The 13,969-nt window shown below is 65.2% G+C and carries 16 protein-coding genes and 1 other RNA gene; 4 read left to right on the forward strand and 13 right to left on the reverse strand.

What is annotated here, in order from left to right; translation table 11 throughout:
• Window positions 1-168: 168 nt before the first annotated feature.
• Window positions 169-1,029, reverse strand: a complete 861-nt coding sequence (gene miaA / locus ACILRA_RS00005; protein WP_395660029.1) for a tRNA (adenosine(37)-N6)-dimethylallyltransferase MiaA — start codon at window positions 1,027-1,029, stop codon at window positions 169-171.
• Between miaA and serB the strand changes: the two genes are divergently transcribed.
• Window positions 1,030-1,896, forward strand: coding sequence for a phosphoserine phosphatase SerB (serB, locus tag ACILRA_RS00010; protein ID WP_395660030.1), 867 nt, complete (start codon window positions 1,030-1,032; stop codon window positions 1,894-1,896).
• A gap of 33 nt (window positions 1,897-1,929) precedes the next feature.
• Here the strand turns inward: serB and ACILRA_RS00015 are convergent, their stop codons facing one another.
• The 3 genes from ACILRA_RS00015 to ACILRA_RS00025 are packed head-to-tail and all read right to left on the reverse strand — an operon-like array spanning window position 1,930 to window position 4,192.
• The gene (locus ACILRA_RS00015; RefSeq protein ID WP_395660031.1) at window positions 1,930-2,547 is read right to left on the reverse strand and encodes a Crp/Fnr family transcriptional regulator; all 618 of its coding nucleotides are present in this window, start codon (window positions 2,545-2,547) and stop codon (window positions 1,930-1,932) included.
• Window positions 2,544-3,485, reverse strand: a complete 942-nt coding sequence (locus ACILRA_RS00020) for an NAD-dependent epimerase/dehydratase family protein (RefSeq protein WP_395660032.1) — start codon at window positions 3,483-3,485, stop codon at window positions 2,544-2,546. Before ACILRA_RS00020 ends, ACILRA_RS00015 begins: the two co-directional genes overlap by 4 nt.
• A gap of 11 nt (window positions 3,486-3,496) precedes the next feature.
• Window positions 3,497-4,192 carry a hypothetical protein gene (locus ACILRA_RS00025; RefSeq protein WP_395660033.1) on the reverse strand — a complete coding sequence of 232 codons (696 nt, stop codon included), beginning with the start codon at window positions 4,190-4,192 and terminating at the stop codon, window positions 3,497-3,499.
• A 154-nt stretch (window positions 4,193-4,346) separates the two neighbouring features.
• On the opposite strand from ACILRA_RS00025, the gene ACILRA_RS00030 reads away from it, so the two are divergent.
• The gene (locus ACILRA_RS00030; RefSeq protein WP_395660034.1) at window positions 4,347-5,717 is read left to right on the forward strand and encodes a TrpB-like pyridoxal phosphate-dependent enzyme; all 1,371 of its coding nucleotides are present in this window, start codon (window positions 4,347-4,349) and stop codon (window positions 5,715-5,717) included.
• Window positions 5,714-6,136: a ParB N-terminal domain-containing protein gene (locus ACILRA_RS00035; protein ID WP_395660035.1), complete on the forward strand. Its 423-nt coding sequence runs from the start codon at window positions 5,714-5,716 to the stop codon at window positions 6,134-6,136. The genes ACILRA_RS00030 and ACILRA_RS00035 overlap by 4 nt, the downstream gene beginning before the upstream one ends.
• Here ACILRA_RS00035 and ACILRA_RS00040 read toward each other — a convergent pair.
• From ACILRA_RS00040 to ACILRA_RS00080, 9 genes are all read right to left on the reverse strand, one after another.
• On the reverse strand, window positions 6,126-7,670 hold the full coding sequence (locus ACILRA_RS00040; protein WP_395660076.1) for a DegQ family serine endoprotease: 1,545 nt from the start codon (window positions 7,668-7,670) through the stop codon (window positions 6,126-6,128). The two genes, ACILRA_RS00035 and ACILRA_RS00040, sit on opposite strands and share 11 nt — an antisense overlap.
• A gap of 381 nt (window positions 7,671-8,051) precedes the next feature.
• Entirely contained in the window at window positions 8,052-8,249 is a 198-nt protein-coding gene (locus tag ACILRA_RS00045; RefSeq protein WP_395660036.1) for a DUF2065 domain-containing protein, read from the reverse strand.
• Complete coding sequence (gene hflC / locus ACILRA_RS00050; protein ID WP_395660037.1) at window positions 8,246-9,187, reverse strand: protease modulator HflC; 942 nt, start codon at window positions 9,185-9,187, stop codon at window positions 8,246-8,248. Before hflC ends, ACILRA_RS00045 begins: the two co-directional genes overlap by 4 nt.
• Before the next feature lie 19 nt (window positions 9,188-9,206).
• Window positions 9,207-10,316, reverse strand: a complete 1,110-nt coding sequence (hflK, locus tag ACILRA_RS00055; RefSeq protein ID WP_395660038.1) for an FtsH protease activity modulator HflK — start codon at window positions 10,314-10,316, stop codon at window positions 9,207-9,209.
• A 93-nt stretch (window positions 10,317-10,409) separates the two neighbouring features.
• A complete protein-coding gene (locus ACILRA_RS00060; protein WP_395660039.1) occupies window positions 10,410-10,904 on the reverse strand; it encodes a dihydrofolate reductase in 495 nt (164 codons plus the stop codon).
• The gene (locus tag ACILRA_RS00065) at window positions 10,901-11,377 is read right to left on the reverse strand and encodes a GNAT family N-acetyltransferase (RefSeq protein WP_395660040.1); all 477 of its coding nucleotides are present in this window, start codon (window positions 11,375-11,377) and stop codon (window positions 10,901-10,903) included. The genes ACILRA_RS00060 and ACILRA_RS00065 overlap by 4 nt, the downstream gene beginning before the upstream one ends.
• Window positions 11,374-11,847: a GNAT family N-acetyltransferase gene (locus ACILRA_RS00070; protein ID WP_395660041.1), complete on the reverse strand. Its 474-nt coding sequence runs from the start codon at window positions 11,845-11,847 to the stop codon at window positions 11,374-11,376. Before ACILRA_RS00070 ends, ACILRA_RS00065 begins: the two co-directional genes overlap by 4 nt.
• Window positions 11,847-12,671, reverse strand: a complete 825-nt coding sequence (locus ACILRA_RS00075; protein ID WP_395660042.1) for a lysostaphin resistance A-like protein — start codon at window positions 12,669-12,671, stop codon at window positions 11,847-11,849. Before ACILRA_RS00075 ends, ACILRA_RS00070 begins: the two co-directional genes overlap by 1 nt.
• Complete coding sequence (locus tag ACILRA_RS00080) at window positions 12,668-13,462, reverse strand: thymidylate synthase (RefSeq protein WP_395660043.1); 795 nt, start codon at window positions 13,460-13,462, stop codon at window positions 12,668-12,670. Before ACILRA_RS00080 ends, ACILRA_RS00075 begins: the two co-directional genes overlap by 4 nt.
• A 61-nt stretch (window positions 13,463-13,523) precedes the next feature.
• Between ACILRA_RS00080 and ssrA the strand changes: the two genes are divergently transcribed.
• Window positions 13,524-13,886, forward strand: a transfer-messenger RNA (tmRNA) gene (gene ssrA, locus ACILRA_RS00085).
• Window positions 13,887-13,969 lie beyond the last annotated feature (83 nt).

Genomic DNA, 13,969 nt, shown 5'->3' on the forward strand with positions numbered 1-13,969 from the left:
CAAACATCCGGCAGCTTGCCCTTCTCCCGTCGCAACGCGATGGGAGAAGGTGGCCGAAGGCCGGATGAGGGCCCTGCCGGATTCCCTTGATGGCGTCACCCCGGCGAAGGCCGGGGCCCAGCTTCGGACGCCCATAGCTGGATCCCGGCCTTCGCCGGGATGACGGGTTTATGGGTGCCAGTGCTTCATCTGCCCGCGCCACCAGGTGCTCTGGCGTTTGATGTATTGGCGGGTGGCGGCTTTGGCGCGGGTGATGGCGTCTTCCAGCGTGATTTCGCCTTTCAGATGGGCAATCAGTTCGGGGAGGCCGATGGCTTTCATCACGGGCAGCATGGGATCGAGGTGCATGAGCGCGCGGGCTTCTTCCAGGGCGCCGGCGGCGATCATGGCGTCGAAGCGGGCGCCGGCGCGGGTGTGGAGGTCGGTGCGGGGGATGTCGAGGAAGATGCGCTCAACCTCGGCACCTTCGAGGGCGGCGCCCTCCTGGCCGTCGCGCTGCCAGTCGAGGAGCGAGCGGCCGGTGGCGTCGATGACTTCGAGGGCGCGGGTGATGCGCTGGCGGTCGGCGGGCTGGAGCCTGGCGGCCATGGCGGGGTCTCGGCGGGCGAGTTCGGCGTGGTGATCGCCCGTGAAGCTGCGCCAGTGTGTGCGCAGCTCCTCCGGGATTGGAGGGACTGGAGCGAGGCCCTGTTCGAGGGCGCGGAAATAGAGGCCGGTGCCGCCGGTGACGATGGGGAGAAGCCCCCTGCTCCATGCCGCCTCGATCTCCCGGTGTGCTTCGGCGGCCCAGGTGGCAACGGAATAGGGCTGTTCTGACGCGACATGGCCATAGAGGCGGTGGGGGACGCGGGCTTCATCTTCGGCTGATGGCCTGGCTGACAGGATGCGGAGGCCGCGGTAGACCTGCAGCGCATCGGCATTGATGATGATGCCGCCCTGCTCCGCGCCAATCTTCAGCGCCAGGGCGGACTTGCCGCTGGCGGTGGGGCCTGCAATAAGCAGCGCGCGTTTCTGGGGCTCAGCCATCATATGGATTCCGTTCTCGTCCTCATAGCAGCACCAGGCTCGGGCGCAATCGGCGCCCGTGTGGTGGAGATGCTGCGCGACTTAGGGGGCGAGGCGCCGCACTGGCTGTTTCCGGCTGAGGCCTGCGAGGTGCCGGATTTCGAGCGGCTGGCGGAATTCATGGTCGACATCCGCACGCTTCCCATCGATGCCGTCGTGGTCTCGATCCACAACCGGCGCAAGCGGCTGCTGATTGCCGACATGGATTCCACCATGATCGAGCAGGAATGCATCGACGAGCTAGGCGACATGGCGGGGGTGGGCGAGCGCATCAAGGCCATTACGCTCAGCGCCATGCGGGGCGAGCTCGACTTCGAAGGGGCACTGACCGAGCGGGTGCGGCTGCTGGAGGGGCTCGATGCGTCGATCATCGACCGGATCATCCGTGAGCGGATCACCTATATGGCCGGTGGCCGCACGCTGATTGCCACCATGAAGGCGCATGGGGCCTATGCCGCACTCGTCTCCGGCGGCTTCACGCCCTTCACGGAGCGCGTGGGGCGCTATCTGGGTTTTGATGAGAACCAGGCCAATGAGCTGATCATTGCGGATGGAAAGCTCACCGGCGAGGTGGGCTATCCGATCCTCGGGCAGCAGGCAAAGGTGGAGGCGCTGAAGCGGATCACCCGGCGGCTGGGGCTGGAGCCTGCGGATGCCATAGCGGTGGGCGACGGGGCGAATGACCTCTCGATGCTGTCAGAGGCGGGCCTCGGCGTGGCGCTGCACGCCAAGCCCCATGTGCAGGAAGGCTCGCTGATCCGCATCAACCACGGCGACCTGACGGCCCTGCTCTATCTGCAGGGTTATACGCGGGCGCAGTTCAGCACCTGAGACGCCCAATGCCTGCGCGTTTTGCGCCTTCTGCTAACGCGGGCGGACCGCGATGCGCCGGCGAATGCGTGAGAGACTTTCGGGCGTGAGGCCAAGATAGCTTGCGATCAGGTATTGCGGGACGCGGCGGGCGACTTCGGGGCGGGTTTCGACGAAGATACGATACCGCTCCTCGGGTTGGAGAACCAGCAGGCGGCTGACACGGCGCTGCGACCCGATGAGGGCCTCTTCCAGCATCAGGCGGCCAAATCTTTCGATCGCGTGATCATGATCGTAACCCGCATTCAACACCGCGCGTGGCAGCGCAACGATGGAGCTTGTCTCGAGCGCCTCGAAATTCTGCTGTGCTGGAATGCGCTGCAGATAGCTTTCAGCATCCGTCGCGACGATGCCGTCGTCGAAGAACTGTCCGGTGCGTTCCTGGCCGCCATCGGCGGGGTCATTGATATAATAGCGCAGCAGGCCCTGATGAACGAAGAACACCTCATCGGCGACCGTGCCGGCGCGCAGGATGTGTTCACCCTTTTTCACGATGCGATGGCGCGCCCCGCCCTGCAGCCGCGCCAGGGCTGCGGCTCCCGGAACAAGGGGCGCCACGGCCTTGTGCAAGCGGCGGGAAAAGGCCGCCAACGCAGCCTCCCGGTCTGTCATGCTGCCTCTTGCATCCGCCTGTTCCACCACGCCACGGTTTCCGTCAGGGCCTTGTCCCAGCCCTGACGACCAGCGCCGATCTTTTCATCGAACGCGGAATGGTCAATCACGAAAGGCTGGTCGAACATATATCGCATCTCGACCAGTTCGCCAGCTGCCGGCTGAAACAGGCCTATGGCGCGCAACAGCCAGGACGGCGTTTGCCGGATGCGGGTGGGTGCTGCGCCATCGGGCAATGCCATGTCGCAGATCTCACGCAGCGTGACGGGCGGCAGGGCTGGCATGTGCCAGGCTTTGCCCCAGGCGGACGGTTGCTCTGCCAGTGCGGCATAGGCTGCGGCAAGGTCCGGCAGAAAGGCAAAGCTGTGCGGCGCGTCCGGGTTGCCGGCCCAGTCGACGGTCTTGCCCGACAAAAGCGCGGGCCAGAACCGCTCGCCCAGGGCGCTGACCAATACGCCGGGACCGAAGAAATCAGTGGCCCGTCCGGCCACACATCTGGCCCGGCCCGCTGCGTGGGCTGACAGAAGCTCTTCTGATAGCCGGGCCCTGAGCGCTCCCTTCCGGGTCGTGGCCGCCAGCGGCAGACCCTCGTGAAGGGTGCCGGCGACACCGTAACCATAGAGGTTTTCGACCACGATCAGCACCGCCCCCGTGGCATGCGCAGCAGCAAGGGCCGCCTCCTGCAAGGCCGGGAAGGCGGAAACCCATTGGTGATAGGGCGGAGCCGCGCATTGGTAGATGGCCCCGGCCCCCTGGCACGCCGCAATCGTCTGGTCCGCGTTCGACAGGTCGGCCTTTCGGGTTGCGATGCCCGGCCCGATGCCGCGCCCATCACGGGTGACGACCGTGACGGCCTTGCCCCTGGAAGCGAGAGTGTTGGCGATGGCGCGGCCCATTGGGCCTGCACCGAGAATGACGGAATGTGTCTCTTCGGTCATCATCGCCTCCCTCACGCCTTGCGCCAGATCGTGATGGCCAGGGCTAGCGTCCAGAACTGCCACAGGATGCCGGAGAGCGTGAGCATGACCGGCGACTCGATGCCGACCACCGACAGAAGCGTGGACAGGAGAAGGACTGCAGCGCCAAGCCCGGCATAGCCGATCACGGTCCAGCCCTGCCGCAAGACCGCAACCGAGATCACGATGGTCCAGATTCCGGCGAACAGGCCGACGCCCAGCAGTTCACCAACACCACCGGCATAGGCGTTGAACGCCTCGTAGACGACGGCGATGGCATCCTTCGTGGCGGGTGTGGCGGCAGGGTCGGTATAGGCCGCCGCCAGACCCGGCATCAGGAACAGCCACCGGACAATGCCAAGCGCCTTGGCAAAGCCTGCCAGGACGCCGAGCGTTACGACGGCCCGCCCCATGGCCCCATCCAGGCGCAGCGCATCGCGCAGCAGGATCGCCAGCGGGATCAGCGCCAGTGCGTGGATCAGATAGCTCAAGTAGCCCGCAAAGACGGCCCCGGATTGATCGAGGATCAGCGGCAGGATGACCGCGGGCGGTTCATCAAGCGAGGCAGGCCAGTTGATTGCCGGGGCAAGGATAAAGAAAGCCGCCCACATGGTGACGAACTGAATGAGGAGGAGTGCTGCCGTCCGGCGGCGGGCATGTGAGGGAGAGGCGGCGGGTGCAGTGGTCATTGATCTGGTCCTTTTTGACGAGTGTTTGGATCCAGACGAAAATGCCCCCGGGGCGCATGCCAGTCATTGATCCTGGGTAAGTCCGTGAAGTCTCGCTCTTGCGCCGTGGCCGGTCTTTTGCGAGCATTCCGGCAAACATGACCGGGAGGGCACAATGGCCGCACAACACCGCAAGATCGTTCTGGACGAAGAGCGCATTCCGAAAAGCTGGTACAATATCGCAGCGGACCTTCCCGCCATGCCGCCGCCGCCCTTGCACCCCGGTACGCTGCAGCCGGTGGGGCCGGACGATCTTGCCCCCCTCTTCCCCATGGACCTCATCATGCAGGAGGTGAGCGGCGAGCGTGAGATCGCGATCCCCGAGCCGGTGCGTGACATTTACCGCATGTGGCGGCCGACACCGCTTTACCGCGCCTACGGGCTCGAGAAGGCGCTGGGGACGACGGCGAAGATTTACTACAAGTATGAGGGCGTGAGCCCTGCCGGCTCGCACAAGCCCAATACCGCCGTGCCGCAGGCCTTCTACAACAAGCAGGCAGGCGTGAAGAAGCTGGTGACCGAGACGGGTGCGGGGCAATGGGGTTCGTCGCTGTCGTTTGCGGGCGCGCTCTTCGATATCGACGTCAAGGTCTACATGGTGAGGATCTCCTTTAATCAGAAGCCCTATCGCCGGGCGCTGATGGAGGCCTATGGTGGGACCTGCGTTGCCAGCCCGTCGCTCGAGACCAATGCAGGGCGGCAGATTCTTGCCGCCAATCCGGACTCCAACGGCAGCCTCGGCATTGCGATTTCGGAAGCCGTCGAGGTCGCCGCGACCAATCCCGATACCAAATATGCGCTGGGCAGCGTGCTGAACCACGTGCTGCTGCACCAGACGGTGATCGGCATCGAGGCAATCGAGCAGATGGAAGAGGCGGGCAGCCAGCCCGACATCATCGTCGGCTGCACGGGTGGTGGTTCCAACTTCGCCGGTCTCACCTTCCCCTTCATCGGGCAGCAGCTTCGGGGTGGCAAGAAGGTGAAGGTGATCGCGGCGGAACCCGCGGCCTGCCCGTCGCTGACGCGCGGCAGATATGCCTATGACTTCGGCGACACCTCGCACATGACGCCGCTGGTCAAGATGCACACGCTGGGTTCCACCTTCATGCCGCCGGGCTTCCATGCGGGGGGCCTGCGCTACCATGGCATGGCGCCGATGGTCTCGCACCTCAAGGAACTGGGGCTGATCGAGGCCGAGGCCTATACGCAGAACGCCTGCTTCGAGGCGGGCGTGCTGTTCGCCAGGACGGAAGGCATCCTGCCCGCGCCGGAAGCCAACCACGCGGTGCGCGGCGCCATCAACGCCGCCATCAAGGCGAAGGAAGCGGGCACCTCGCCCGTCATCCTGTTCGGGCTGTGCGGGCATGGCCACTTCGACATGCAGGCTTACATGGACTACCAGTCCGGCAAGCTCGAAGACCGGATGTATGACCAGTCGGCCCTTGACGCATCCCTCGAAGGCCTGCCGAAGATCGCGGCGGAGTGAGCGGCTACGGCACCTGCAGGCTCGCCATCGCGCAGCTGAAACCCACCGAGGAGGTCGATGCTGCGCATGTCCGGGCGGTTGCCGCTGACATGGAGCGGGACGGCGTGCAGCGCTGTCCCATCCTCGTCGAGCGGCAGACGATGGCGATCCTCGACGGACACCACCGCTTCCGGGCGGCGCAGATGCTGGGACTCGCGGCGATCAACGCCGTGCTGATCGGCTATGACGATCCGCGCCTGACGCTCGCCTCATGGCGTGAGGTGTCCTACAGCCGCGATGACGTGCTGCAGGCCGCGGCAAGCGGCGCGCTGCTTCCGGCGAAATCGACACGGCATATCCTGAACCCGGCCGTTCAGGATATGCCTGTGCCGCTTGGCGACTTGTCCCGCGCGCCGGGCGGCGGCCGGCCTATTCCTTGAGTTTCAGCGCGATGAAGCGCATCTCGGCTGCCTTGCCGCCCTTGGCGACCAGCAGCAGGAGCGAGTTGCGGTTGGCCTTGCGCGCCTCCTCGATGCGGGCTGTGATGTCAGCAGCACCTTGAACGTCCTGCTCGCCCGCCTCAGTAATCACGTCACCGGGCTCGAGGCGCTTGTCGGCGGCGGGGCCTTCCTTCGCCACTTCGGTGATGACAGCACCCTTGAGGTCCTTGTCGATGCTGAACTGGGTGCGCAGCTCTTCGCTCATCGAGGAGAGCGTCATGCCGAGTGCACTGACAACGGCAGGAGCGGCCGTGCCCGGCTGGCTTTCCGGCGTGCCGGCAGCCACCAGCTTCTCGCCATCCTCCAGGCGGCCGACCTCGGCGGTGACCATTACCTCCTCGCCCTTGCGCAGCAGCTTCACCGGCACCTTGCTGCCGATGGGCGTTTCGGCCACGATCTTGGGCAGGTCGCGCATGGAGTTCACCGGGCGGCCGTTGAACTCCACCACCACGTCACCCGCCTGGATCCCGGCCTTTTCAGCGGGACCTGTGGCGGTGACGTCTGCGATCAGCGCGCCACGCGCGCCGTCGAGATTGAGCGATTCCGCGATTTCGTCGGTCACCGCCTGGATCTTGACGCCGAGCCATCCGCGCCGCGTCTCGCCGAACTCGACGAGCTGGCTGATCACGTTCTTCGCCGTATTGGAGGGCACCGAGAAGCCGATGCCAACCGATCCGCCCGAGGGCGAGAAGATCGCTGTGTTGATGCCCATCACCTCGCCACGCAGGTTGAACAGCGGGCCGCCGGAATTACCCTTGTTGATGGCGGCGTCCGTCTGGATGAAATCATCATAGGGACCGGCGTTGATGTCGCGGTTGCGGGCCGACACGATGCCGAGGGAGACCGAGCCACCGAGGCCGAAGGGGTTGCCGATGGCCATCACCCACTCACCGATGCGCAGCCTGTCGCTGTCGCCGAAGGAGACCACGGGCAATGGCTTCCCGGGCTTCACCCGGATGACGGCGAGATCCGTCTTGGGGTCGCGGCCCACGAGTTCGGCCTTGAGCACGGTATCGTCGCTGAACCGCACCTCGATGGTGTCCGCGCCCTCGACCACGTGGTTGTTGGTCACGATGACGCCCGACGCATCGATCACGAAACCGGAGCCCATGGACGTCATGCGCTGTTGCGGTTCGGCGCCAGGGCCTCGGCGCAGGAAGTCCTCGAAGAAGTCGCGGAACGGGTTGTTGGGATCATCCGGCGCGGGCTGGCCCTGCCCGCCCTCCGGTGCCTCGGGCGAGGCGCCGGGAGTGGTGGGGCTGCCGTTCCCGGCCTCGATGGTGATCTCGACCACCGCAGGAAGCAGCCGGTCTGCCAGATCGGCGACCGAGGGCAGTTCCTGAAGTAGCGGCTGGGCGGGCGTCTGGTTGATCGCGGGAGAGTCCGCCGCGGTCTGCGCATTGGCCGGCGCAAGGCAGAGAAGGCCAATGCCGGCCGCCGCCATGAACCGCGCACTCATTGTCTTTCCGATCATCATCACCCTCTCCGGCTCGCTGTCTAGACATACCATACGCAGCCTGCAGCTGAATAGTTTCGGCGCCGCCGGCATGATTGTTGTGAGGTGAGCCGGAACCTAGGCATAAAGAAGGCTGCGAGCCGCCGGCAAGCCACTGAACTCGATTGCGGAATCCCCTTCTCCCGACGGTATCGTCTTGGTGTTCGGCTTTCCGCTGACGCAGGCCAGTAGTGCGGATCGGGCTCCTGGTGCGGCGCAAGCCCTGCCCGGCCAATTGCAGGCGATCTCTCACCGCTTGCCCTGTTTTAAACCGCTTCGTTCACGCCAATCTCCCGGGCACAACACTTTCGCTGGGGTGACGGCAATGATGATGAGGTGTCGAGGGTGGCGGCCGGTGGTTTAGGACAGCACCGCGCGCACCAGCCAGACGATTGCTACGCCTGCCGCCATCGCGGCGACGCCGCCGATGCGCAACTGATCGTCGGAGAGTTGCTGCATCATCTGCATCATGGCCCTGAGGCGGGACGGGGCCAGCGCATAAAGAAGGCCCTCGATCACGAAAACGAGACCGAGGGCCGTCAGAAGGCCGGAGATCATTGCGCCGGCTGGGCGGGGGCCGGCTCTGCCTGCGGCGAGGGGTTCTGCGCATTGGGCGGCGCAAAGTCCTGGGTGCCGAGCTTGCCCTGGCCGCCGAAGTACTTGAAGAACTCGGAGTCAGGGTTCAGCACCATGGTCGTTCCCTGGGTGCCGAGGCTCTTCGCATAGGCCTGCATGGAGCGGTAGAAGCTGAAGAACTCCGGATCCTGCTCGAAGGCCTCGGCGAAGACGCGGTTGCGCTCGGCGTCGCCGACACCGCGGACGATTTCCGCTTCCTTCTTGGCAAGCGCCAGCTTTTCGGTGGTGCTGCGATCGGTCTCGGCGTTCATGCGGGTCTTGGTGGCTTCACCCTGCGAGCGGATGTCCTGGGCCAGCGCCTTGCGCTCGGATTCCATCCGGCGGTAGGTCTGCTCCAGCACGTTCTCCGACAGGTCGGTGCGGCGCACGCGCACGTCAACGATCTCGATGCCCAGCGTGTCGGCCTCCTCGCGCAGCGCATCGCGGATCTCGCGCATCATGACGGCGCGGTCAGACGAGAGTGCGGCATCGAAGGAGCGGCGGCCATAGGTCTGGCGCAGCGCCGCATCAAGGCGGGCAGCAACGCGGGCTTCGGCCTGCAGCAGGTCGGCGCCGAGCGTTTCACGGAACAGGCGCGCGTCCTTGATGCGGGCGAGCGTGATCGCGTCCACGATATAGACCTGCGAGGCCACGTCCTGCACCGGGCGGTCGTTGTTCTCCCAGATGATGATGCGGTCTTCGATATTGGTCACCCTGTCGACGAAGGGCAGCTTGAAATAGAGGCCCGGCTCTTCGACCACGCGGTTGATATCGCCGAAGCGCAGGACCAGCGCCTTGTGCTTCTCATCAACCACGAAGTACGAGAGGTAAACCAGCAGAGCGATCGCGCCGGCCAGAAATCCGAGAATGGTCTTCAACATGATGTTCTTCCTTTCCCGGTCAGTTCTGCGCCGCGGGGGCGGGCTGGCGGCCCTGCAATGCAGGCAGCGGCAGGTAGGGCACAACGCCCTGGCCATTCCCGCCTGATTCCATGATGACCTTGTTGGTCTGGCCGAGGATCTGCTCCATCGTCTCGAGGAAGATACGCTCACGCGTCACGCCGCGGGCGTTCTTGTATTCCTCATAGACCGAGAGGAAGCGCGCCGATTCACCTTCGGCCTGCGCCACGACGCTGGCCTTGTAGGCGTTGGCGTCCTCGATCAGCTTGGCGGCTTCACCGTCGGCCAGGCGGAACTGCTGGTTGCGGTACTGCTCGGCCTCGTTGATGAGCTGCTGCTGGTTCTGGCCGGCGCGCACCACTTCGGCGAAGGCATCGGCCACCTCGCGCGGCGGCTGCACGTCACCTAGGTTGATGGATGTGATGGTGACGCCCGCCTTGTATTCGTCGAGCAGGGTCTGGGTGATTTCCATCACCTGCGCCTCGACCGTGTTCTTGCCGGTCGTCAGGATGGCCTGGGCGCGGGTCTGGCCCACCACCTCACGCATCGCGGACTGCGACACGGAGCGGATGGTGCGCTCCTGGTCGGCGACGTTGAACAGGAAGCTCTGCGCGTCATTGATGCGCCAGAACACCGAGAAGGGCACGCTGATGATGTTCTTGTCGGAGGTCAGCATCTGGGCCTCGCCGCCATCGTTGCCGATGTTGATCTGGCGCACCGCGCCGACGCGCGGCTTCTCCATGGTCTCCACCGGCCACAGCGCGAAGTGCAGGCCGGGCTCGGCCACGCGGTCGAAGGTGCCGAAGCGCAGGACGACGCCGCGCTCGTCAGGCTGAACCTGATAGATCGAGTTGTAGATGACGAAGAGCGCGATCAGCGCGACGGGGAGGATCCATGTGAAGCGGCCACCGCCGCCCTGCGGCAGCACCTGCTTCAGCCGGTCCTGGCCCTTGCGGATCAGCTCATCAAGATCCGGCGGATTGGGGCCGCGGCCCCCGCCCTGGTTCGGCCGGCGCGGACCGCCGCCACCACCGCCTTGGCCACCCTGTCCCCAGGGCCCCTGGCCCCACGGACCCTGGTTACCGCCACCGCCTTCGGAATTCCACGGCATTCAAGTCACCCCTGTTGTTCTGGTCTCGGTGATACGTATCTCGCGCCACGATATAGGTACGCTGCGGCGCAATGTCCACGGCATTGGAATGCCTTACATTTTTGTCATGCGGTCGAGCGTGCGCAAGGTGAAGGCGGCGGAATCCCGCTCTCCCCTGGGGTGCACTTCGCGGGCCACCTCGCGCCATTGGCCGGGTGCGAGGTCTGGAAAATGCGTATCGCCGTCAACCTCGAGATCGACCTCGGTGAGGTAGATGCGGTCCACCATGGGCCAGAACAGGCGGTAGATCTCGCCGCCGCCGATCACGGCGACTTCCTTTTCGCCTGCGCAAAGCGCCAGCGCCTGCTCCGGCGTTGCCACCACCTCCGCACCTTCCGCGGTGAACCCCGGTTGCCGGGTGATCACGATGTTGCGGCGGCCGGGCAAGGGTTTCCTCGGCAGGCTGTCCCAGGTCTTGCGGCCCATCACCACCGGCTTTCCCATGGTGATTTCCTTGAAGCGCTTGAGATCGGAGGAAATATGCCAGGGAAGGCCGCCCTCCCGCCCGATCACCCCATTGCGCGAAACGGCGACGACGTAGGAAATCATGATCCGAGCCTTTCCAGTGCTTCCCCCGAAAGCCTGCAATAGCACGTCCCGCCCTCGATTTCGGCCCCTGCCGCCTCGTAGAGCCGCCGCGCACCAGCGTTCCAGTCCATCATAAGCCAGGAGATGGCGGGAAGCCCGCGTGATTGCGCCAGGCGCGCCACCGCCCGGAGCAGTTCATTGCCGATGCCGCGGCGCCGGTGGCCGGGCAGGACCGAGAGATCCTCAAGGTAGAGCGTTTCGCGCCCGCGGAAGGTGGAAAAGCTCCGGTGCCAGATGGCCGAGCCCGCAGGCTCACCCGCCCAGAAGGCGATGAAGGCCCCACCCACGGGGGAAGGATCGGCCAGGAAACGCTCAAAATCCTCCGGAACGGCCGTGAAGTCCTGCCCATGACCATGGTTGGTTGCAAGTTCCAGCGCCATGGCATGAAGTGTCGAGCCATCCCCCACCCCCGCCTGCCGGATCGTGATGCTCACCGCGCCAGCGCCGAAAGTTCGGCGCCTGATACGCGGTAGACGGTCCACTCATCCATGGGCTTTGCGCCCATCGCCTTGTAGGCGGCAATCGAGGGCTCGTTCCAGTCCAGCACCCACCATTGCAGCCGCGGCAGGCCCTCCGCGACACAGCGCTTTGCGAGGTGCTTCAGCAGCGCCTTGCCGATGCCGCGGCCCCTGAGATGCGGCTCGACGTAGAGGTCCTCGAGATAGATCCCGGCCTTTCCGGCAAAGGTCGAGAAATTATAGAACCACAGCGCGAAGCCCGCGGGTTCTCCCGCCCAGAAGGCCAGTTCGCAGTGGCAGCGCGGGCTGGCGCCGAACAGCGCCTCGCGGATGTCGTCCTCGCTGGCCGTCACGTCGTGAAGCAGCTTCTCGTAATCCGCCAGCTTGCGGATGAAGGCCAAGACCTGCGCCTCCTCGCCGGGCTCCGCCTGCCTGATCTCCAGCATCACAGGGCAGCCCCCTGCCCGCCAAAGACGATGAGCGCATAGATGCCGTTCCAGGCGCCGTGGCAGATGACCGGCACCCACAGGCTGCCGAAGCGGTACATCATCCAGCCGAAGGCCAGCCCCATGATGAAGATGAGCCCGATCGAGAGCCACGGCTCTGACGCGTGCAGCAGCGCCCAGCCGGCAGAGGTGACCACGCTGGTGCCGGAGACGCCGAGCCGCGTCTGCGACAGGGCGGCGAACAGCTGCCCGCGGAAGATCAGCTCCTCCACCAGCGGCGCACCGATGGCGATCGAGGGAAAGACCAGCAGGAACAGCAGCGGCTCATTGGCGATATCGAACATCGCCTCCTTGACGAGGCCTGCCGACCCCGTCACGGGCGACTGGCCGTCAGGCCCCGGCGTGTACTGCGAAAGGTCAATTCCGAGCGCCAGCACCAGCAGCGTGATGGTCACATACATCCCCAGCATGAAGCCGCCGATGAGCATGAACCAGCCCATGGGCGTTAGCCTGGGCCGGTGCAGGCTCAGCACCTCCCGCCGGTTGCCGCCGCGCAGCCCGGCCAGCCACCAAGCCGCTGCCGCCACGGCGAGCGCAGAGGGAAAGATCACGATCAGCCCGGCCTTCACCAGACTGCGCGTTCCGGAAGGGTCATCGGTGAAAAAGCCCGCCAGCACGGCCATCGCCAGGACCGACTGCAGGAACATGTAGAGCAGGATGAGGCTCACGCCTGCGGCCAGCGCGAAGGCGAGGCCTGCCGGATTGACGGGCCGGTAGAGCCTGCGGAAAAGCCCGCCGGCAAAATCCTCTCCCCCGGCGCTCATACCGCGACCGGTGCTGCGATGTGGGGGTGCGACTGGTATCCGGCGATCTCGATATCCTCGAAGCGGAAGTCGGTGATCTCCTTCACCTGCCGCCTGAAGATGAGGCGCGGCAGCGGCAGGAGTTCCCGCGCCAGCTGCTCGTCCGCCTGGTCGAGGTGGTTGAGATAGAGGTGCGCATCGCCCAGTGTATGGATGAATTCGCCGGGCTTCAGGCCTGTCACCTCCGCCACCATGTGGGTGAGCAGCGCGTAGGACGCGATGTTGAAAGGCACGCCGAGGAAGATATCCGCCGAGCGCTGGTAGAGCTGGCAGGACAGCCTGCCATCCGCCACGTAGAACTGGAACAGGCAGTGGCAGGGCGGCAGCGCCATGCGGTCCACATCCGCCGGGTTCCAGGCGGTCACGATCAGCCGGCGCGAATCCGGGCTCTTGCGTATTCGCGCGATCACGTCCGAGAGCTGGTCGATGGCCGAACCGTCACGCGCGGGCCAGGAGCGCCACTGCGCGCCATAGACCGGCCCCAGCTCGCCCTTCTCATCCGCCCACTCGTCCCAGATCGTGACCTTGTTGTCGCGCAGGTAACCGATGTTGGTTTCGCCCCGGATGAACCACAAAAGCTCATGGATAATGGAGCGGAGATGCAGCTTCTTGGTCGTCACCAGCGGAAAGCCCTGGGCCAGATCAAAGCGCATCTGCCAGCCGAAGACGGAGAGCGTGCCGGTGCCCGTCCGGTCGTCCTTGCGGTGGCCATGCGCCCGCACATGCCGCATGAGGTGGTGATATTGTTCCATGGCGCACAGGTTAGACGATTCCGGCGCGCGGGACAAAGCCCCGGCGGGAAAGCCCCAAGTTTCCCTTCCCTTCCCCGGCCAGGCTTCCTATATTCCACCCGTCACGCCCACAAGGCATGACTATGGCGATAAACGGTGATCGTAATAAACCTTTCGGACCCGGGGGCAGTACCCGGCGCCTCCACCACCGGCTGCTGCAGGCCGGCAGCCGGTGATGGGGGCGAACCAGGATCGACGAGGGTGTAAAGGGTTGCTTTTTGCCCGTGATGGTACCGACGTTATCGGGCTAAACATATAGTTGCCAACGACAACTATGCTCCGGTCGCAGTGGCTGCTTAACGCAGTCTGAGCACCGAAATCAAAGTCCTTGGGCTTAGCCGCTTAAGGCGGGGTTCGCCGGCACCTGGCAACAGAAGCCGGCACTTCCATTCATTCCGGGCCCTCCACAGGCCGCCACAAAACAGGGGGTGACTTTGCTTCCGGCGGCTCGCTATGGTACGTGGCAGT

The organism is Aestuariivirga sp. (genome assembly GCF_044239095.1).
GTDB lineage: Bacteria > Pseudomonadota > Alphaproteobacteria > Rhizobiales > Aestuariivirgaceae > Aestuariivirga.